Source organism: Streptomyces sp. NPDC006140, from assembly GCF_040628815.1.
In the GTDB taxonomy this organism is placed as follows: domain Bacteria; phylum Actinomycetota; class Actinomycetes; order Streptomycetales; family Streptomycetaceae; genus Streptomyces.
Genome location: NZ_JBEXTS010000004.1, coordinates 541,554 through 561,422 on the forward strand (window position 1 = coordinate 541,554; position 19,869 = coordinate 561,422).

Annotated in this window: 17 protein-coding genes and 1 riboswitch; of the genes, 6 read left to right on the forward strand and 11 right to left on the reverse strand. The window is 72.7% G+C overall.

Translation table 11 applies throughout. The features are described 5' to 3' along the window. The first annotated feature begins 35 nt into the window (after positions 1 to 35). Positions 36 to 209 carry a hypothetical protein gene (locus ABZ386_RS15025; protein WP_010035018.1) on the forward strand — a complete coding sequence of 58 codons (174 nt, stop codon included), beginning with the start codon at positions 36 to 38 and terminating at the stop codon, positions 207 to 209. A gap of 143 nt (positions 210 to 352) precedes the next feature. Here ABZ386_RS15025 and ABZ386_RS15030 read toward each other — a convergent pair whose 3' ends face one another. Further along, positions 353 to 1,168, reverse strand: coding sequence for an inositol monophosphatase family protein (locus tag ABZ386_RS15030; protein WP_358964865.1), 816 nt, complete (start codon positions 1,166 to 1,168; stop codon positions 353 to 355). An 8-nt stretch (positions 1,169 to 1,176) separates the two neighbouring features. After that, complete coding sequence (locus ABZ386_RS15035) at positions 1,177 to 2,304, reverse strand: ferrochelatase (protein WP_351347729.1); 1,128 nt, start codon at positions 2,302 to 2,304, stop codon at positions 1,177 to 1,179. 161 nt (positions 2,305 to 2,465) lie between these two features. On the opposite strand from ABZ386_RS15035, the gene ABZ386_RS15040 reads away from it, so the two are divergent. From ABZ386_RS15040 to sepH, 3 genes are all read left to right on the forward strand, one after another. Further along, on the forward strand, positions 2,466 to 3,704 hold the full coding sequence (locus ABZ386_RS15040; protein WP_351347731.1) for an MFS transporter: 1,239 nt from the start codon (positions 2,466 to 2,468) through the stop codon (positions 3,702 to 3,704). Further along, on the forward strand, positions 3,664 to 4,983 hold the full coding sequence (locus ABZ386_RS15045) for a D-arabinono-1,4-lactone oxidase (RefSeq protein ID WP_358964866.1): 1,320 nt from the start codon (positions 3,664 to 3,666) through the stop codon (positions 4,981 to 4,983). Before ABZ386_RS15040 ends, ABZ386_RS15045 begins: the two co-directional genes overlap by 41 nt. Positions 4,984 to 5,713: 730 nt before the next feature. After that, positions 5,714 to 6,751, forward strand: coding sequence for a septation protein SepH (gene sepH, locus ABZ386_RS15050; protein ID WP_358964867.1), 1,038 nt, complete (start codon positions 5,714 to 5,716; stop codon positions 6,749 to 6,751). A gap of 162 nt (positions 6,752 to 6,913) precedes the next feature. Here the strand turns inward: sepH and ABZ386_RS15055 are convergent, their stop codons facing one another. Further along, positions 6,914 to 7,765 (reverse strand): sulfurtransferase, encoded by an 852-nt coding sequence (locus ABZ386_RS15055; RefSeq protein WP_351347737.1) that lies wholly within the window; start codon positions 7,763 to 7,765, stop codon positions 6,914 to 6,916. A gap of 289 nt (positions 7,766 to 8,054) precedes the next feature. Between ABZ386_RS15055 and ABZ386_RS15060 the strand changes: the two genes are divergently transcribed. Then, positions 8,055 to 8,858, forward strand: coding sequence for a VOC family protein (locus ABZ386_RS15060; protein ID WP_358964868.1), 804 nt, complete (start codon positions 8,055 to 8,057; stop codon positions 8,856 to 8,858). A 19-nt stretch (positions 8,859 to 8,877) separates the two neighbouring features. Here ABZ386_RS15060 and ABZ386_RS15065 read toward each other — a convergent pair whose 3' ends face one another. The 4 genes from ABZ386_RS15065 to ABZ386_RS15080 all read right to left on the reverse strand — a co-directional run bounded on the left by ABZ386_RS15065 (position 8,878) and on the right by ABZ386_RS15080 (position 14,427). Further along, a complete protein-coding gene (locus ABZ386_RS15065) occupies positions 8,878 to 9,528 on the reverse strand; it encodes a thymidine kinase (protein ID WP_351347741.1) in 651 nt (216 codons plus the stop codon). Between the two features lie 44 nt (positions 9,529 to 9,572). Further along, positions 9,573 to 10,769 (reverse strand): nucleotide pyrophosphatase/phosphodiesterase family protein, encoded by a 1,197-nt coding sequence (locus tag ABZ386_RS15070; RefSeq protein ID WP_351347743.1) that lies wholly within the window; start codon positions 10,767 to 10,769, stop codon positions 9,573 to 9,575. Beyond that, positions 10,769 to 11,356, reverse strand: a complete 588-nt coding sequence (locus ABZ386_RS15075; protein ID WP_031116868.1) for a DUF5998 family protein — start codon at positions 11,354 to 11,356, stop codon at positions 10,769 to 10,771. The genes ABZ386_RS15070 and ABZ386_RS15075 overlap by 1 nt, the downstream gene beginning before the upstream one ends. Positions 11,357 to 11,442: 86 nt before the next feature. Further along, on the reverse strand, positions 11,443 to 14,427 hold the full coding sequence (locus tag ABZ386_RS15080; RefSeq protein WP_358964869.1) for a GNAT family N-acetyltransferase: 2,985 nt from the start codon (positions 14,425 to 14,427) through the stop codon (positions 11,443 to 11,445). A 174-nt stretch (positions 14,428 to 14,601) separates the two neighbouring features. Here ABZ386_RS15080 and ABZ386_RS15085 point away from each other — a divergent pair, with 174 nt between their 5' ends. Continuing rightward, on the forward strand, positions 14,602 to 14,883 hold the full coding sequence (locus ABZ386_RS15085; protein WP_114255742.1) for an HPr family phosphocarrier protein: 282 nt from the start codon (positions 14,602 to 14,604) through the stop codon (positions 14,881 to 14,883). 179 nt (positions 14,884 to 15,062) lie between these two features. Here ABZ386_RS15085 and ABZ386_RS15090 read toward each other — a convergent pair whose 3' ends face one another. The 4 genes from ABZ386_RS15090 to ABZ386_RS15105 form a co-directional block, all read right to left on the reverse strand. Then, positions 15,063 to 15,758: a GntR family transcriptional regulator gene (locus tag ABZ386_RS15090; RefSeq protein ID WP_351347747.1), complete on the reverse strand. Its 696-nt coding sequence runs from the start codon at positions 15,756 to 15,758 to the stop codon at positions 15,063 to 15,065. Between the two features lie 185 nt (positions 15,759 to 15,943). Continuing rightward, the gene (locus tag ABZ386_RS15095; RefSeq protein WP_114255740.1) at positions 15,944 to 16,732 is read right to left on the reverse strand and encodes a M23 family metallopeptidase; all 789 of its coding nucleotides are present in this window, start codon (positions 16,730 to 16,732) and stop codon (positions 15,944 to 15,946) included. A gap of 13 nt (positions 16,733 to 16,745) precedes the next feature. After that, positions 16,746 to 16,910: riboswitch (cyclic di-AMP (ydaO/yuaA leader) on the reverse strand. Positions 16,911 to 17,102: 192 nt separating this feature from the next. Further along, a complete protein-coding gene (locus ABZ386_RS15100; protein ID WP_351347749.1) occupies positions 17,103 to 18,491 on the reverse strand; it encodes a pitrilysin family protein in 1,389 nt (462 codons plus the stop codon). After that, positions 18,488 to 19,858 (reverse strand): pitrilysin family protein, encoded by a 1,371-nt coding sequence (locus ABZ386_RS15105; protein WP_351347829.1) that lies wholly within the window; start codon positions 19,856 to 19,858, stop codon positions 18,488 to 18,490. Before ABZ386_RS15105 ends, ABZ386_RS15100 begins: the two co-directional genes overlap by 4 nt. Between the last annotated feature and the right edge of the window lie 11 nt (positions 19,859 to 19,869).

Sequence of the window (19,869 nt, forward strand, 5' to 3'; positions counted from 1 at the left end):
CCATCGACCCACGACCCAGGACGAGGGGGCGCAGCATGGACGCATTCACCGCAGGACTTCTGCAGCGCATAAGGGCGACCGAGTCCGATCTGTCCCGGGCTCGCGACGAGGGCGACGACTTCCTCGTCGAGGTGGAGCAGGGCGAGCTCGACGACCTGCGCCGCCTCGCCGCCGAGCACGGTGTGGAGGTCGGCGCGACGAGCGTCTGATCAGGCCGTACGCAGCGGGCCCCGGCGAATCCAGCGCCGGGGCCCGCTGCGTTGTCCTACGGCGGTGTTCACGCGGTGTTCGGAGTGCCGGCGGCCGTTGTCCGCCGGGCGGCGCGGCTGCCGCCGCCCGGCGGGGGGCGGCCTCAGTCGTGCCAGGCGCCGAAGTCCTCCAGGAGGCGCTGGAGGGGCTCGAAGACGCCCGGGGAGGCCGCCACCGCGAGGTCGCCCGAGGGGCGCTCTCCGGGGCGCCCACCGGTCAGCGCGCCCGCCTCCCGGGCGATCAGGTCCCCGGCGGCGAGGTCCCAGGGGTGCAGACCACGCTCGTAGTAGCCGTCGAGGCGTCCCGCGGCCACGTCGCACAGGTCGACCGCGGCCGAGCCGCCGCGCCGGATGTCGCGCAGCAGCGGGATCAGCCGCTGGGCGACTTCGGCCTGGTGGGTGCGGACGTCGGTGACGTAGTTGAAGCCCGTCGAGACCAACGCCTGGTCCAGGGGCGGCGCCGGGCGGCAGGCCAGCCGGCGCTCGCCGTCCCAGGCCCCGGTGGCCCAGGCACCGCCGCCGCGCACCGCGTGGAACGTCTCGCCGCGCATCGGTGCCGTGACGACCCCGACGACGGTCTCGCCGTCATGCTCGGCGGCGATGGAGACGGCCCAGGTGGGCAGCCCGTACAGGTAGTTGACCGTGCCGTCGAGCGGGTCGATCACCCAGCGGACGCCGCTCGTGCCCTCGGTGGCGGCGCCCTCCTCGCCGAGAATGCCGTCGTCCGGGCGGCGCTCGGCGATCAGGCCCGTGATGAGCTTCTCCGCCGCGATGTCCATCTCCGTGACGACGTCGATCGGGCTGGACTTGGTCGCGGCGACCGCGAGGTCGGCCGGGCGGCCGTCCCGCAGCAGCGCGCCGGCGCGGGCGGCGGCCTCCTGGGCGAGGTCGAGCAGGTCCGTGTGCAGGGGGTCGGTCACAGGGCTCCTCACGCGTAGGGGCTGTCGGCGCCCGCGGCGGCGGGCCGGGGGGCGCGGGCCGGGCAGCAGCCGACGGGGCAGAGCTGGTGGCTCGCCCCGAGGGCGCCGAGGGCGCAGGGGGTGACCTCCTGGCCGCGCTCGACGGCGGCGCGCTCCACGACGAGTTCGCGGACCGCGGCGGCGAACCTCGGGTCGGCCCCGACGGTGGCCGAGCGGCGCATCGGCAGCCCCAGCTCCTCGGCCTTGGCCTTGGCCTCCGTGTCGAGGTCGTAGAGGACCTCCATGTGGTCGGAGACGAAGCCGATGGGGGCGATCACCACGGCCGGGACACCGGCCGCGTGCCGCTCCTGAAGGTGGTCGCAGATGTCGGGCTCCAGCCACGGGATGTGCGGGGCTCCGGAGCGTGACTGGTAGACGAGCTGCCAGGGGTGGTCGACGCCGGTGCGCTCACGGACGGCCTCGGCGATCAGCTTCGCCACGTCCAGGTGCTGCTTCACGTACGCGCCGCCGTCGCCGTGGTCCTCGACGGGCCCGGAGGTGTCGGCGGCGGCCGTCGGGATCGAGTGCGTCGAGAAGGCGATGTGGGCGCCGTCCCGGACGTCCTCGGGGAGCTCCTCGAGGGACCGGATCACCCCGTCGATCATGGGCTCCAGGAAGCCGGGGTGGTTGAAGTAGTGCCGCAGCTTGTCGATCTTCGGCAGCTCCAGGCCCTCGGCCTCCAGGGCCGCGAGCGCGTCGGCGAGGTTCTCGCGGTACTGGCGGCAGCCCGAGTACGAGGCGTAGGCGCTGGTGGCGAGGACCAGGACGCGGCGGCGGCCGTCGCGGACCATCTCGCGCAGGGTGTCGGTCAGGTACGGCGCCCAGTTGCGGTTGCCCCAGTAGACCGGCAGGTCCAGGCCGTGGTCGGCGAAGTCCTTGCGCAGGGCGTCCAGCAGGGCGCGGTTCTGGTCGTTGATGGGGCTGACCCCGCCGAACAGGAAGTAGTGCTGCCCGACTTCCTTGAGGCGTTCCTTGGGGATGCCGCGCCCGCGCGTCACGTTCTCCAGGAACGGGACCACGTCGTCCGGGCCTTCCGGGCCGCCGAAGGAGAGCAGGAGCAGGGCGTCGTAGGGGCTGGCATCGCGCGCGTCTGGCATGACTCCGATCCTGCCACCCTGCACCGACAGCCGGGCAACGGCGGGGTGACACCTGGGCGCGAGCCGCTTCGGGACAGGGCCGGACGGGTGCGTCGGGGCGTGCGGAGCCGTAAGCTGTGTCGACTGCGTTCGCAGCTTACTGAGCCTTTCGGAGACCCCCGTTGCCCAGCCCCTACCGCGCCCTGTTCGCAGCCCCCGGCTCCAAGGGGTTCTCCGCCGCGGGCTTCCTCGGTCGCATCCCGGTGTCGATGATGGGCATCGGCGTGGTCACTATGGTCTCCCAGCTCACCGGGCGGTACGGGCTGGCCGGCGCCCTGTCGGCGACCATCGCGCTGGCCGCCGCGGTGGCCGGGCCGCAGGTCTCGCGGCTGGTGGACCAGTACGGGCAGCGGCGGGTGCTGCGCCCGGCGACGCTGGTGTCACTCGCCGCGGCGGCGCTGCTGCTGTTCGCCGCGCACTACCGGTGGCCGGACTGGGTGCTGTTCGTGGCCTGTGTCGGCGTCGGCTGCGTGCCGAGCGTCGGCGCGATGATCCGGGCCCGCTGGGCGGCCCTGTACCGGGGCACTCCGCAGCTGCACACCGCGTACTCCTTCGAGTCCGTGGTGGACGAGGTGTGCTTCATCTTCGGGCCGATCATCTCCATCGGCCTGTCCACGGCCTGGTTCCCCGAGGCGGGCCCGCTGCTCGCCGCCTGCTTCCTGGCGGTCGGGGTGTTCTGGCTGACCGCGCAGCGCGCCACCGAGCCCGAGCCGCACCCGCGCGAGCACAAGGGCGGCGGCAGCGCGCTGCGCGCGCCGGGGCTGCAGGTCCTGGTGGCCACCTTCGTCGCCACCGGGGCGATCTTCGGGGCGGTCGACGTGGTCACCGTGGCCTTCGCCGACGAGGAGGGGCACAAGGCCGCCGCGAGCGTCGTCCTCGCGCTGTACGCGGCGGGGTCCTGCGTGGCGGGCATGGTTTTCGGGCTCATGCACTTCGCCGGGGCGCCGGAACGTCGGTGGTTGCTGGGCGTGTGCGCCATGGCCGTGAGTATGATCCCACTCCTACTGGTCGGAAACTTGCCGTTCCTGGCCGTGGCGCTGTTCGTTGCGGGTCTGTCCATCGCTCCCACGATGATCACGACCATGTCCCTCATCGAAGAGCACGTACCACGCGCGCAGCTCACCGAAGGCATGACCTGGGTGAGCACCGGGCTCGCGGTGGGGGTCGCGCTCGGCTCCTCCGCGGCCGGCTGGGTGATCGACGCGGCCGGGGCGCGTGCCGGGTACGGGGTTCCGGCGGTGTCCGGGGCCGTCGCGGTCGCGGTGGGTTTCCTCGGGTACCGCCGGCTCAAGCGACCGGCACCGGGTCGGGGAGGCTCCGTTGAGCAGCACAGCGAACGGAAAGAACGGCACGTGGCGTAACTGGGGCGGCAACGTCTCGGCGCGTCCCGCGCGGGAGGTGACCCCGGCCTCCGTCGACGAGCTGGCCGCCGCCGTGCGGCGGGCCGCCGAGGACGGCCTCACGGTGAAGGCCGTCGGGACAGGGCACTCCTTCACGTCCATAGCCGCGACCAACGGGGTATTGATCCGCCCTCAACTGTTGACCGGCATACGCAGCATTGATCGCGAGAACATGACGGTCACCGTGGAGGCCGGCACCCCGCTCAAGAGACTCAACATGGCCCTCGCGCGTGAGGGGCTGTCGCTGACCAACATGGGCGACATCATGGAGCAGACCGTCTCCGGGGCCACCAGCACCGGCACGCACGGCACCGGCCGCGACTCCGGCTCGATCGCCGCCCAGATCAAGGCCCTGGAGCTGGTCACCGCCGACGGCTCGGTCCTCACCTGCTCCGAGAAGGAGAACCCGGAGGTCTTCGCGGCCGCCCGGATCGGCCTCGGCGCGCTGGGCATCGTCACGGCGATCACGTTCGCCGTCGAGCCGGTGTTCCTGCTCACGGCCCGCGAGGAGCCGATGCCGTTCGACCGGGTCCTCGCCGACTTCGAGGAACTGTGGGCCGAGAACGAGCACTTCGAGTTCTACTGGTTCCCGCACACCGGGAACACCAACACCAAGCGCAACAACCGCAGCGCCGGCCCGGAGAAGCCGGTGCCGCAGCTCCAGGGCTGGTTCGAGGACGAGTTCCTCTCCAACGGCGTCTTCCAGGTGGCCAACTGGGTCGGCCGCGCGGTGCCCGCCACGATCCCCGCGATCGCGCAGATCTCCAGCAAGGCCCTGTCCGCGCGGACCTACACCGACATCCCTTACAAGGTCTTCACCTCTCCGCGCCGGGTGCGCTTCGTGGAGATGGAGTACGCCGTTCCGCGTGCGGCCGTCGTCCAGGCGCTGCGCGAGCTGAAGACCATGGTCGACCGCTCCGGGCTGAAGGTCAGCTTCCCCGTGGAGGTGCGCACCGCCCCGGCCGACGACATCACGCTGTCCACCGCCTCCGGCCGCGACAGCGCGTACATCGCCGTCCATATGTTCCAGGGCACGCCCTACCAGCGGTACTTCACCGCGGCCGAACGCATCTTCACCGCCCACGAGGGCCGTCCGCACTGGGGCAAGATCCACACCCGGGACGCCGAGTACTTCTCCCGGGTGTATCCGCGCTTCGGCGAGTTCACGGCACTGCGGGACCGCCTCGACCCCGACCGGCGGTTCCAGAACGACTACTTGCGGAGGGTTCTGGGGGCGTAGACGACACGCCGGGGGTGGTGCGCGCGGGACCCTCACTCCAAGGCGCTCCGGTGGACGGTCCGGCCGTGACTTGGCCGTCACCCAGGGAACCGGAGTCCGAACCTCCGGCCCACAGGCGATGATTCCGGCCATCGTGCCCCGGAGGCGACAGCCGCCGCGCCCACCGGACGCCTCCGGCCCTCGCACCGGCGGCGGAGGACGGTGCCCACGCCGAACTGGCCGGGCGGCGGCGGTACTTGTTCCGCCGGCGGGGCCATCGGCCCGGCGGCCATGACCGTCGCGCCGAGGACCGCGCCGACCTCCCGGAACAGGGGAGGCGCGACCGAAACCCATAGTTCCGATTCTGGCAATTACGTGAAGTTCCCCACGTTCAAGATCGCGGAATCGGGGCAGAGAGCGACCAAGTCCCACCCCTTGCCAGAAGTTGGGCGGCGTGCCAATCCACGCACGTGGCCCAAATGGAGTACTGTTGCGAGCCCTGGGTCCGGTCTCCCGTCAGGGTGTACGGGGCCTTTAAGGACCGCCGGGAGGGGGCTAGTTGCACAGGGTGACAGGGTTCGTCACTTAGCGTTGCGAATAGGTAACCGTGCCATAACGGCGATCCAGGGCCCGCGCCCGACACGCCGGGCAACTCGGCAAGGTTGTGGCAGGCTGCACCCGGGCAGGCCACACTCGACTAGCGGAAGCAGCGACGCACGTGACGTCGGCAGGCACCACCCGGGAGGTCCCCATGCCCGAACTGCGTGTCGTGGCCGTCTCGAATGACGGCACACGGCTGGTGCTGAAGGCTGCGGACAGCACGGAGTACACGCTTCCGATCGACGAACGGCTCCGCGCCGCCGTGCGCGGCGACCGTCCCCGCCTCGGCCAGATCGAGATCGAGGTGGAGAGCCACCTCCGCCCCCGCGACATCCAGGCGCGTATACGTGCCGGCGCGACCGCGGAAGAGGTCGCGCAGATGGCAGGTATCCCCGTCGACCGGGTCCGCCGCTTCGAGGGACCCGTGCTCGCCGAGCGCGCGTTCATGGCCGAGCGGGCCCGCAAGACCCCGGTCCGCCGCCCCGGCGAGAACTCCGGTCCGCCGCTCGGCGAGGCCGTGCAGGAGCGGCTGCTGATGCGCGGGGCCGACAAGGACACCGTCCAGTGGGACTCGTGGCGTCGTGACGACGGCACGTGGGAGGTCCTGCTGGTCTACTGCGTCGCGGGCGAGCCCCACTCGGCGAGCTGGACGTACGACCCGCCCCGGCGGCTCGTCCAGGCCGTCGACGACGAGGCGCGCTCGCTGATCGGCGAGTCCGACGACCTGGCCGCGCCCGAGCCCAGCTTCCCGTTCGTGCCGCGGATCGCCCGGCTCCCCCGCGACAGACCGCTGGACCGTTCCGCCGACCGCGAGCGGCCCAGCCTGCCCGCGGTGGCCTCCGAACCGGTCGAGGAGAGCACCGGCGAGCGGGACTCTCTGACCAGCCTGCTGGAGGCGGTGCCCAGCTTCCGCGGCGACCTGGTGGTTCCCGAGCGCCCGGCGCCGGAGCCCGAGGAGGAGCCCGTCGTCACCGAGGTCGAGGAGGAGGAGCCCCCGGCTCCCGCGGCCTCGGCCGGATCCGCCTACGCGGACGTCCTCATGCCGCGCTCCGTCGGCAGCCACCGCGACCGGCTCATCGGCGCCACCGACCGCCAGGCCGAGGCCGACGGCGTCCGCCCGGGCCGCAGAGCGGCCGTCCCCAGCTGGGACGAGATCGTCTTCGGGACGCGGCGCAAGAAGCAGGAGTAGCAGCCCCACCTGTTCGCACGAGCACGAGTGCCGCGCCGTCCGGGCGCGGCACTCTGCTCAGTCGGACTTCTGGGGATCCCTCGTCTCGGACTTGAGGGGGATCCCTCGCGTCGGGTTACTGGGGATCCCTCGCGTCGGACAACTGGAGATCTCTCACGCCGACTACTGGGGATCCGGCCCCACCGCGACCGGCCGGTCCGGGTCCGAGGACCACTCCGACCACGAGCCGACGTACAGGTCCGCCGGAATGCCCGCGACCGCGAGCGCGAGGACCTCGTGGGCCGCGGAGACGCCCGACCCGCAGTACACGCCGACCCGTGCGCCCTCGGACACGCCGAGCCCCTTGAAGCGTTCCCGCAACTCCTCGGCGGGGAGGAAGCAGCCGTCCGCCCCCACGTTCTCCGTGGTCGGCGCCGACACCGCACCCGGGATGTGCCCGGCCACCGGGTCGATCGGCTCCACCTCGCCCCGGTACCGCTCCCCCGCCCGCGCGTCCAGCAGCACCCCGGACCGCGCCAGCCCCGCGGCGGCATCGGCGTCGAGCAGTCCCGCCGCTCCCGGCTCCGGCACGAAGTCACCCTCCTCAGGCGTCGGCACGGACTTCTCCAACGGCCCCTCCCAGGCCGGCAGCCCGCCGTCGAGGACCCGCACGTCCGGGTGGCCCGTCCAGCGCAGCAGCCACCACGCCCGGGCCGCCGCCCAGCCCTGGCCACCGTCGTAGACGACCACCGGCGTCCCGGACGACACGCCCGCGCGGCGCATCGCCGCCCCGAATCGCGCGAGATCAGGCAGCGGATGGCGGCCGCCCTCGCCCGGCGTGGAGGCCAACTCCCGGTCCAGGTCGACGTAGACGGCACCCGGGAGGTGCCCTGCCTCGTACGCGGCCCGGCCGTCGAACGGCGGCTCACCGGCCGCCTTGGCCGCGGTCAGCTGCCAGCGGACATCGAGCAGGACCGGCGGGTTGGCGCCCGCCAGGACGTTCGCGAGGTCGGATGCGGAGATGATGGCGTTCATGGCCCCATCCTCGCGCACGGATCCGGCCGAGCCGTCCGCCTCCGGCCACTCGGCCCGGCCGCACGACACGATCACCCGTCGTCCAGCCCGGGCCGCACGGCGCGATCACCTGGCGTACGGGAACAGGCACAGGGTGTACAGCTGAACGACACGTGCCGATAAGCGCGCCGCGAGGGACAGCGCCGAGCACATCGGGCATTCTCCCGGACAAGGGTCGCCCGGCAGGGCGCGCCCGCCCCACGAGGGCTGCGGAGAACACGGCCGGCACGAGGCCGGGAAGAGAGTGACGATGACCGACGCACGGGGGTCCACCGGCCCGCACGGCGAAGCACCCGCTCGGCACGCGCCCGGTACGCCCTGCTGGGTGAGCCTGATGGTGCACGGCCTGGCCGCGACCGAGGAGTTCTACGGGGCGCTGTTCGGCTGGGAGTTCCGGCCCGGACCGCAGCAGCTCGGACCGTATGTGCGCGCGCTGCTCGACGGGCGCGAGGTGGCCGGCATCGGTCAACTGCCGCCGGACCGGCACCTGCCCATCGCCTGGACACCGTACTTCGCCTCGCAGAACGCCGATCTGACGGCCGAGACCGCACGCAGCTGCGGCGGCACGATCGGCGTGGGCCCGCTGGACGCCGCCGACGCCGGCCGGCTGGCGATCGGATCCGACCCGGCGGGCGCGGTCTTCGGCATCTGGCAGGCCGCCGCGCACTTCGGCACGGCCGTCTCCGGCATCCCCGGCACCCCCGCCTGGAACGAGCTGCTCACCTTCGAGACGGCGAACATCGCCAAGTTCTACCGGGCGGTGTTCGGCTACGAGGAAGAGCCGGTGGTCTCCGCCGACTTCGACTACGTGGCCCTGCACCTCGGCGGGCGGCCCGTCGCCGGAGTCCACGGCCTGGGGCAGGCCCTGCCCCGCGACCGGGGCCCGCACTGGGTGACGTACTTCCAGGTCGCCGACGTCGACGACGCCCTGGACCAGCTCGTCCACCTGGGCGGACACGTCCTCAAGCCGGCCCACGACACGGCACACGGCCGCGTGGCGACGGTGGCCGACCCGGAGGGAGCGCGGTTCGCGCTGCTGCGACCGACCGGCTGACAGCCCGTCCGACCGCTGGTCAGGCGGACGTCACCGGCAGCACGTCCGGCGACAGGGCCGCCGCCCGGGCCGTCGCCGCGGTCATCCGGCGGCGGTGGTGGCGGCGGCACAGCACCTCGTAACCGACCTCGTCGGCCGAGTGCGTGACATCGCCGACGACCACCTGGGCGCCTTCGACGACCATGACGCCGCCTACCGTGCGGGCGTTGTGCGTGGCCCGGGCGCCGCACCAGCACAGGGCCTCGACCTGGAGCACCTCGACCCGGTCGGCCAGTTCCACCAGCCGCTGGGAGCCTGGGAACAGCTTGGAGCGGAAGTCGGTCGTGATACCGAAGGCGTAGACGTCCAGGCCCAGGTCGTCGACCACGCGCGCGAGTTGGTCGATCTGCTCCGGCGCGAGGAACTGCGCCTCGTCGGCGATCACGTAGTCCGCGCGGCCGCCCTGCGAGAGGCAGTCGACGAGGTAGGCGTACAGGTCCTGCCCGTCCTCGACCTCCACCGCGTCCGTGACCAGGCCGAGGCGCGAGGACAGCTTGCCCTCGCCGGCGCGGTCGTCGCGCGAGAAGATCACGCCCTGCAGGCCGCGCGCCGAGCGGTTGTGCTCGATCTGGAGAGCCAGCGTCGACTTCCCGCAGTCCATCGTTCCGCAGAAGAACACCAGCTCGGGCATGACGAGTTGAGCACCTTTCGGTGGAAGGGGTCGGCGTCTCGGTCTCAGGAGCGTACTTCGAGCAGCGGGACCAACTGCTCGGCAGGGGTCATCGAACCGTGGTTGCCGACCATCGCCGACTCCTTCGGCTCCCGCTCGGAAGCGATGAGCAGGACGTCGTCCCGCGCGGCGGCGACCACGTCGCCGATACGGTTGTACACCCGCTCGTCGATGCGCGGGCCGAACCAGCCCGCCGCGATGGCCTCATCGCGCGAGGCGACCCAGAACTGCTCGCCGAGCACCTCGCGCCAGCAGGTCAGGACGTCGTTCGCGGCACCCGGTACGGCATAGACGTGGCGGGCGCGGCCCTCGCCGCCGAGCAGGGCGACCCCGGCGCTCAGCTCCCAGTCCTCGTCGAAGTCGATGCGGTGCTCCTCGTCGAAGGGCACGTCGATCATGCCGTGGTCGGCGGTGATGTACAGGGCGCTGCGCGGCGGCAGTTGCTCGGCCAGACGCTGGGCCAGGCGGTCGGCGTACATGAGCTGGCCGCGCCAGGTGTCGGAGTCGACGCCGAAGCGGTGGCCGGCGCCGTCGACCTCGGCGAAGTACGTGTAGACCAGGGAGCGGTCGCCCGCGGCCAGTTGCTCGGCCGCCAGGTCCATGCGGTCCTCGCCGGTCAGCCGCCCGAGGAACGTTCCGCCGCTGAGGGCGACCTTGGTGAGCGGGGTGTTCTCGAAGGTCGGGGACGACACCTGCGCCGCGTGCACGCCCGCCTCGTGGGCCAGCTGGAAGACCGTCGGGTACGGCTGCCAGGGGCCCGGCGGGGTCCACGGCTGCCAGCGCAGCTGGTTCATCAGCTCGCCGGTGTCCGGATTGCGCACCGTGTAGCCGGGCAGGCCGTGCGCGCCGGGCGGCAGGCCGGTGCCGACGGAGGCGAGGGAGGTCGCCGTGGTCGCCGGGTATCCGGCGGTGAGCGGACGTCCGGTGCCGCCGCGCGAGGTGGCGAGCAGGGACGTCATGAAGGGGGCGTCCTCGGGATGCGCCTTGAGCTGCTCCCAGCCGAGGCCGTCGATCAGGAACACGCAGTTCCGGTCGGCGGGGGTCAGCTCGGCCATCGTGGCGCTCGTGCCCGGCACGCCCAGGCCGGCGGCCAGGGTGGGCAGGAGGTCGGCGAGCGAGCCGCTGCCGTACTCGGGGGCCGGTGCCGAGGCGATGGTGAGCGGTTCGGGATGGTGGTCCCAGGCCGTGTTCGGCTGTGCCATCAGCGGGCGGTGTCCGCGGTCGCCTCGGAGAGGGCCTGCGCGAAGGCGAGTGCCTGGCGCACGGTCTCCGGTCCGTCCCCGGCCTCGCTGACGCGCAGGCTGAGGTCGTCCGCCGTCGAGTTGCCGGTGTAGCCGTGGTCCGCCTCGCAGTTGGGATCGCCGCAGGCGGCCGGCTCCAGGTCGATGCGGGAGACGGCACCCCAGCCGATGGTGAGCACGACCTCGCGGGGCAGGGTGCCCGGCTTGTACGACTCCGGGTTGGCGACCACGCGGCTGACCACGATCGAGGAGATCCGGCCGATCTTCACGGACTCCGTCGACGTCGTGGCGTACGGCGTCGGGGAGGTGCTGTCGGCGGCCTGTTCGTCGGTGTGGCTGACGATGAAGCGGTTGTCCGTGAGGACGAGCACCGTCACATGCCGGCGCACCTCGTTCTGGTCGAACGTCGTCTCCTGGTGGACCAGGTACGACCGGATGGGCTCGCCGCCCACGGCGGCCTCCACCGCCTCGGCCACGAGGGCCGGGTAGTAGCCGCTGCGCTCGATCGCCGCCCGCAGCCCCTGGGTCGTCGTACTGGTCTTGGCCATGACGCCCATCCTACGGGGGACCACTGACTGCGAGGCACCGCTCGCCCCCTGTCCGTACGCGGGGAGGGCCCGCGGGGAGGGTCCGCTCAGTACGCGGGGAGGGTCCGCGGGCCGAGGTCGTCGCGGGCGGGCGGTGGTGCGAGGCGCACGGAGGCGCCCAGGACGCTCAGTCCGTGCGAGGCGACGACGACCGGTTCGAGCGTGACCGCGACGACCTCGGGGTGGTCGTCCACCAGCCGGGACACCCGCAGCAGCAGTTCCTCCAGGGCGCGGGTGTCGGCCGGTGCGGAGCCGCGCCAGCCGAACAGCAGGGGTGCCGTGCGGATCGACCGCACCAGCGAGGCCGCCTCGCGGTCGGTGACCGGGATCAGCCGGTGGGCCGTGTCCCCGAGCAGCTGGGAGGCGGCTCCGGCCAGCCCGAAGGAGAGCACCGCGCCGGCCGCGGGGTCGATGACGGCCCGTACGACGACGTCCACGCCGCGCGGTGCCATGCGCTGCACGACGGGCCGCAGCTCGTCCGGTGAGCCGAACAGGTCGGTCAACTCGGCGTAGGAGCGGCGGAGTTGGTCCTCGTCGGCGAGGTCGAGGCGGACGCCGCCCAGGTCGGCGCGGTGCCTGAGGTGCGGGGCGGTGGCCTTGAGGGCGACGGGGTAACCGAGGGTGCGGGCGGCCTCGGCGGCGGCGTCGGCGGTCGGGGCGGGCAGGGCGCGGTGGACGTGGATGCCGTAGTGGCCGAGCAGGTCGCAGGTCTCTTCCGTGCCGAGCGTGAGTCCCTGCCCGCGCGCGAGGAGCCCGTCGATCAGTGCGGCGGCGCCCTTCTCGTCGATGTCCTCGTACTCGGGCACCTTGCCCGGGTCGGCGGCGTCGCGGCGCCACTGCGCGTAGGTGACGGCCTGGGCGAGGGCACGGACGGCGCGCTCGGCCGCGGGGTAGGCGGGGATGAGGTGGGCTCCTTCGGGGGTCTCGGCGGTGGGCGGTCGTTCCGCGGTGGGCGGTCGTTCCGCGGTGGGACGTCGTTCCGCGGTGGGACGTCGTTCCGCGGTGGGCGACCCTTCCTCGGCAGGCGCTCGTTCTTCGCCGGGAGGCCGTTCCGCGGTGGGCGGTCGTTCTTCGCCACGAGGCCGTTCTTCGCCGCGCGGTCGTTCCTCGGTGGGCGCCGGGCCGGGGGCGGTGGGTGCGGGTTCGCCCGCGTCGACCTGTGGTGCCGTGCTCGCCGCCGCCGACAGGGCCTCGGCCAGACCGCCCAGCTCCACGTGCACCACCAGGACCGGCTTGGCCGGGGCGGCGGCCGCAGCGGACCTCAGGGCCTCGGCGAGGGCCGCGTCGGCGACCGAGTCCTCCCCCACCGCCGGTATGGCCGTGACGACGACCGCGTCGCACCGGTCGTCGGCCAGCGCGCGCGACAGGGCCGTGTGGAAGTCGGCCGCGGAGGCGGCCGTGGTCAGGTCCTGCGGCGGGTGCGGCCGGAGCCCCTCGGCGAGGCACGCGTCGTACGTGAGCAGGCCGAGCGACTCCGAGTTGCCGAGGATCGCCACCCGGGGACCGGCGGGCAGGGGCTGGCGCGCGAGCAGGAGGCCGGCGTCCACCAGCTCGGTGATCGTGTCGACCCGGATCACGCCGGCCTGCCGCAGCAGCGCCGAGACCGTCGCGTGCGGCAGCCGGGTCGCCCGTACGGCGTGCCCCTGGGGAGCGGCTCCGTGGCGCGCGCCCTGGACGACGACCAGCGGCTTCGCCGCGGCCGTCCGGCGGGCGAGGCGCGTGAACTTGCGGGGGTTGCCGATGGACTCCAGGTACATGAGGACGACGTCGGTGTCCGGGTCCTCGTACCAGTACTGGAGGACGTCGTTGCCCGAGACGTCGGCCCGGTTGCCGGAGGAGACGAAGGTCGAGACGCCTGTCACGCCCGTGACGCCCCCACCGCGGCGGTGCAGCCGGGACAGCAGGGCGATGCCGATGGCGCCGGACTGGGCGAAGAGTCCGATCCGGCCCGGGCGCGGGGTCTCGGGGGCGAGGGAGGCGTTGAGGCGCACCCGGGGGGAGGTGTTGATGATGCCGAAGGCGTTCGGCCCGATGATCCGCATGCCGTACGTGCGCGCGTGCCGCACGAGGGCGCGCTGGCGTTCGCGCCCGTCGGGGCCGCTCTCGGCGTATCCGGCGGAGACCACGACGAGCCCTTGCACGCCGTGTTCCCCGCACTCGGTGACGACCTCCGGGACGTGCTCGGCCGGCACGGCGACGACCGCGAGGTCCACGGGGCCGTCGATGTCCCGCACCGAGCGGTGGGCGGGCACCCCGTCGAGTTCCTTCTGCTCCTCAGGGAGGGCCTTGTTCACGGCGTACAGCCGGCCGGTGAAGCCGGCGTCCCGGATGTTGCCGAGGACACTGCGGCCCACCCCGCCCGGGGCGCGTCCGGCGCCGATGACGGCGACCGAGCCGGGGGCGAGCAGCCGCTGCACGGACCGGGCCTCGGCGCGGTGTTCGCGCGCGTACTGCACGGCGAGGGAGCGGTCGGTGGGTTCGAGGTCGAACTCCAGACGGACGACGCCGTCCTCGAAGCTGCGCTTCTGGGTGTACCCGGCGTCCGTGAACACCTTGATCATCTTGGTGTTGGCGGGCAGGACTTCGGCGGCGAAGCGGCGGATGCCGCGCTCGCGGGCGACGGCGGCGATGTGTTCGAGCAGGGCGGAGGCGACCCCGCGGCCCTGGTGGGCGTCCTGCACCAGGAAGGCGACCTCGGCCTCGTCGGCCGGTGCGGACGCGGGCGTTCCGTCCGCGCCGATCCGGTCGTAGCGTACGGTGGCGATGAACTCGCCGCCGACCGTGGCCGCGAGTCCCACCCGGTCCACAAAGTCGTGGTGCGTGAAGCGGTGGACGTCCTTGGCGGACAGGCGAGGGTACGGCGCGAAGAAGCGGTAGTACTTCGACTCGTCGGAGACCTGCTCGTAGAAGCTGACCAGGCGATCGGCGTCATCAACGGTGATGGGCCGGATGCGCGCGGTGCCCCCGTCGCGCAGCACCACGTCGGCTTCCCAGTGGGCGGGATACTCGTGCCGGTCCGGCGAGGTCTGCATGGGCCCCAGAGTACGGCTAGCGTCCGACAACGGCGCGAGGCAGTCTGTGGAGGGCGTCAGTCGGGTCGAGGCCGCGATCCGACGGCACCCCCGGAGTGGAGCGACAGGACCGCTCCGGGCTTCACGTATGGAAAACTGGTCTAGACAACCCTGAACACCGAAGGGCAGCAACACATGGCTGAGCGCCGCGTCAACGTCGGCTGGGCCGAGGGCCTCCACGCCCGCCCCGCCTCCATCTTCGTCCGAGCCGCCACGGCCGCAGGCGTCCCGGTGACGATCGCCAAGGCTGACGGCACCCCCGTCAACGCGGCCTCCATGCTGGCCGTCCTGGGCCTCGGCGCCCAGGGCGGCGAGGAGATCGTCCTCGCCTCCGACGCCGAGGGCGCGGACGCCGCCCTGGACCGGCTGGCGAAGCTGGTCTCCGAGGGTCTGGAAGAACTGCCCGAGACCGTCTGAGCATTCTTCCGCGCCTGATCCGGCGCTCCTGAAGGGCTCGCCCGGCTTTCCGGGCGGGCCCTTCGCTTTCCCCGGCCGCGGGCCGCCGGAATTTCCGCTCAGCGGGAACTGAATTCTCGTTCAAGGGCAGCAGAAATAAACCCCCGGGAATTAGCCACTCTTTGTATACGGCTCCCGTGTTAATGCCGCAGGCTCGCCGTGTTTACGGGATGTTGCGAGTTCCTCACACGGTCGGCGCGCTCCCCGGCGGAGCCGAATCGGAGCCGGTGCGCGGCCGTCGCGCGCTCGGTGTGCAGCGCCGTGACCGCCCGCGCGCGCTCGCTGTCACCGCGCGCCACCGCGTCCACGATCGCGCCGTGCTCGTTCCAGGACTCCACGGGACCGGCCGGCGCCTCCACGGTGTACATCCAGGCGATCTTGTGGCGGAGCTGGGTGAGCACCGAGGTCAGCGCGGGGCTCCCGGAGGCCTGGGCGAGCGTCTCGTGGAACCAGCCGCCCAGAGAGCGCAGGTCGTCGCTGTTGCCCCGGCGGGCGCGCTCCTGGCCCAGCCGGACCAGGCCGCGCAGGACCTTCAGATGGGCCTCGGTGCGGCGCTGGGCGGCGCGGGCGGCGCCGAGCGGCTCCAGCAGCATGCGCATCTCCAGCAGGTCGGCGGCCTCCTGCTCGGTGGGTTCGGCGACGCACGCGCCCGCGTGCCGCCGGGTCACCACGAAGCCCTCGGCCTCCAGAGTGCGCAGAGCCTCCCGGACGGGGACCCGCGAGACGCCGTAGCGGCGCGCGAGGAGTTCCTCGGTGAGCCGGCTGCCGCGTTCGTAGACACCCGCGACGATGTCGTCCCGGATGGCCGTGCACACCGAGTGCGCGGGAATGCGCATGACCGACCTCCGTTTAATCCCCGTGAAACGTCGACGAGTGACGCGTGTCCGTGACTCTATTGCAATGAGCCGGAATTTCCGACGGGAGCCCGGAATCCATGGATATTTTTTGGACAGTCGGCCGTCGTAAACGCCGAAAGCCCCGGCTCGGTGAGCCGGGGCCTCGGGAAGCGGGGCGGGTGCCGTCAGACGTTCACGCCGTGCGAGCGGAGGTAGGCGACGGGGTCGATGTCCGAGCCGTACTCGGGGCTCGTCCGGGCCTCGAAGTGCAGGTGCGGGCCGGTGACGTTGCCGGTCGCGCCGGACAGGCCGATCTGCTGGCCGGGGGTGACCTGCTGGCCCACAGAGACGCCGATGGACGACAGGTGGCCGTACTGCGTGTACGTCCCGTCGTTCATCTTGATCACGACCTGGTTGCCGTAGGCACCGCCCCAGCCCGCCTCGACGACCGTGCCCATGCCGACCGAGTGGACGGCGGTGCCGCTGGCGGCGTGGAAGTCGATGCCGGTGTGGCTGCCGGAGGACCAGACGGCGCCGCCGGCCTTGTAGCCGGTGGAGACGTAGGAACCCGGGATCGGGGAGACGAAGCTGTTGAGGCGCTTGCGCTCGGCCTCGCGGGCGGCGCGCTCCTTGGCCTCGCGGGCCTTCTCGGCCGCCTCCTTGGCCTTCTTGGCCGCTTCGGCGGCCCGCTCGCGGGCGGCCTCCTCGGCCTTCTTCCTGGCGGCGGCCTCCTCGGCCGCGTGCTTCTGCGCGACGGCCTGGGCGTCGATCTGCTGGGCGACGGTGTCGCCCATGGTGACGACGGGGGTGAGACCGGTCTGCTCGGGGGCGGGCTCGGCGGCGAAGGCGGCCGGAGCGGCCACGGTGCCGATGACGCCGGTGGTGGCGAGGGCCGCGACCCCCGCCGCGCGGGCCGTGCCGCGCTGGATCCTGCTGGGACGACGATGCTTCCCGGTGGCGCGGGTGAACGCCATGGAGTGCCTGGTCCTTTCCTTCCTTCTCGCCTACCGGGTTAGCTGACGGGTTCGGAGCAGGAAGGTCTCCTACGGACCCCCTCGCGGCTCGCGCGGGCGTCCGATTCACCCCAGGGACTGCGGTTGGGTCCCCGGCTCCCCTGGCTCGCGCCGTACGGGGACTCGGCGATGACTGTCCGGTGCCGCGGGTGCGGCGCACTGCCTGACGAACAGCCCGGACGACGCTAAGCGGGGCCACTTTCAATTCCCAAACGGATCCGGCCTTTTGTAGCGCATCCCACAGGGCAGACAGGCAACCTCCGTATCAATTCGGGCATAAAGGAGCCCTGGTGCCTTAGGAAGACAACCAGGGCTCCTCGCGCGCGTGCCCCTACTCGGCGGCCACGACCGTGACTTCGCCGATGCCGAGGGCCTCCACCGGGTCCTTGATCTGCGCCGCGTCACCCACGAGCACGGTCACCAGACGGTCCACCGGGAAGGCGCTGACGGCCGCCGCGGTGGCCTCCACGGTGCCGGTCGCGGCGAGCTGCCGGTACAGCGTGGCCTGGTAGTCGTCGGGCAGGTGCTGCTCGACCTGGTCGGCCAGCGTGCTCGCGACGGCCGCCGCCGTCTCGTACTTCAGCGGCGCGACCCCGACCAGGTTCTGCACGGCGACGTCCCGCTCGGCGTCGGTCAGCCCCTGGGCGGCGAGGGTGCGCAGCACCGTCCAGAGGTCCTGCAGGGCGGGGCCGGTGTTGGGGGTGTCCACGGAACCGCTGATGGCGAGCATCGCGGCGCCGGTCCCGTCCGGGGCGGACCTGAGGACCTGGGCGAACGAGCGCACCCCGTAGGTGTAGCCCTTCTCCTCGCGCAGGACGCGGTCCAGGCGCGAGGTGAGGGTGCCGCCGAGGCAGTACGTGCCGAGCACCTGGGCGGGCCACACGCGGTCGTGCCGGTCCGGGCCGATGCGGCCGATCAGCAGCTGCGTCTGGACGGCGCCCGGGCGGTCCACGATGACGACGCGGCCCGTGTCGTCGGCGGTCACCGGCGGCACCGGGCGGGGCTCGGCCGAGGAGCCGGTCCAGGTGCCCAGCGTGTCGCCGAGCAGGGCGTCGAGATCGATGCCGGTGAGGTCGCCGACCACCACGGCGGTGGCCGTGGCGGGCCGGACGTGCTTCTCGTAGAAGCCGCGCACGGCCGTGGAGTCGATCGCGGCGACCGTCTTCTCGGTGCCCTGGCGGGGGCGCGACATGCGCGAGTCGGCGGGGAACAGCTCCTTGGAGAGCTCCTTGGCGGCACGGCGGGAGGGGTTGGCCAGCTCGTGCGGGATCTCGTCGAGGCGGTTGCGGACCAGCCGCTCGACCTCGCTGTCGGCGAACGCGGGCGCCCTGAGGGCGTCGGCGATCAGGCCGAGCCCCTTGGCGAGCCGGGAGGCCGGCACCTCCAGGCTCAGCCGGACGCCCGGGTGGTCGGCGTGCGCGTCGAGGGTGGCGCCGGCGCGCTCCAGCTCGGCGGCGAACTCCTCGGCGGAGTGCTTGTCGGTGCCCTCGGAGAAGGCCCGGGCCATGATCGTGGCCACACCGTCGAGGCCGGCCGGCTCGGCGTCCAGGGGCGCGTCCAGCAGCACCTCCACGGCGACGACCTGCTGGCCGGGGCGGTGGCAGCGCAGCACCGTCAGGCCGTTGTCGAGCGTGCCGCGCTCGGGGGCCGGGAAGGCCCACGGCCTGGCCTCGCCCGCCTGCGGCTGGGGGTGGAATTCCATCGTGGCGAGCTCGGTCACTTGGCCGCCTCCTCGTTCTCGTCGCCGGCCGCGGCTGCGGTGTCCCCGGCTTCGTCGGTCTCGTCGGCGACGGGCTCGTAGACGAGCACCGCGCGGTTGTCGGGGCGCAGTCGGGCCTTGGCGACCTCCTGGACCTCCTCGGCTGTCACCTCCAGCACGCGCTGGACGGCGGTCAGGGCGAGCTGCGGGTCGCCGAACAGCACGGCGTACCGGCACAGTTCGTCGGCGCGGCCCGCGACCGTGCCGAGCCGGTCCAGCCACTCGCGCTCCAACTGGGCCTGGGCGCGCTCCATCTCCTCGGCTGTGGGGCCCTCCTCGGCGAACCGGGCGAGCTCCTCGTCGATGGCGGCCTCGATGACCGGCACCTCCACGTCACCGGACGTCTTCACGTCCAGCCACCCCAGGGAGGGCGCCCCGGCGAGCCGCAGCAGGCCGAAGCCGGCGGCGACGGCCGTACGGTCCCGGCGCACCAGGCGGTTGTAGAGGCGGGAGGACTCGCCGCCGCCGAGGACGGTGAGGGCCAGGTCGGCCGCGTCGCACGCGCGCGTGCCGTCGTGCGGCAGGCGGTAGGCGGCCATCAGGGCGCGGGCCGGGACCTCCTCCTCGACGACCTCGCGCAGCTGCTCGCCGATGATCTCGGGCAGCGAGCCGTCGCGCGGCGCGGGCTTGCCGTCGTGACCGGGGATGGAGCCGAAGTACTTCTCGATCCAGGCCAGGGTCTGCTCCGGGTCGATGTCGCCGACCACGGAGAGCACGGCGTTGTTCGGCGCGTAGTAGGTGCGGAAGAAGGCCCGCGCGTCCTCCAGGGTGGCCGCGTCCAGGTCGGCCATGGAGCCGATGGGGGTGTGGTGGTAGGGGTGGCCCTCGGGGTAGGCGAGGGCGGTGAGCTTCTCGAAGGCGGTGCCGTAGGGGACGTTGTCGTAGCGCTGGCGGCGCTCGTTCTTCACGACGTCCCGCTGGTTCTCCATCGACTCGTCGTCGAGGGCCGCGAGCAGGGAGCCCATGCGGTCGGCCTCCAGCCAGAGGGCGAGCTCCAGCTGGTGGGCGGGCATGGTCTCGAAGTAGTTGGTCCGCTCGAAGCTGGTGGTGCCGTTCAGCGAGCCGCCGGCGCCCTGGACGAGCTCGAAGTGGCCGTTGCCCTTCACCTGCGCGGAACCCTGGAACATCAAGTGCTCGAAAAGGTGAGCCAGGCCGGTACGGCCCTTGACTTCGTGGCGCGAGCCGACGTCGTACCAGAGGCACACCGCCGCGACCGGGGTCAGGTGGTCCTCGGAGAGCACCACGCGCAGGCCGTTGGCCAGGCGGTGCTCGGTCGCTGTCAGGCCCCCGGAGCCTGCCTGGGCTGTGGCCGTGTGACCCATGGGCATGTACGTCCCTT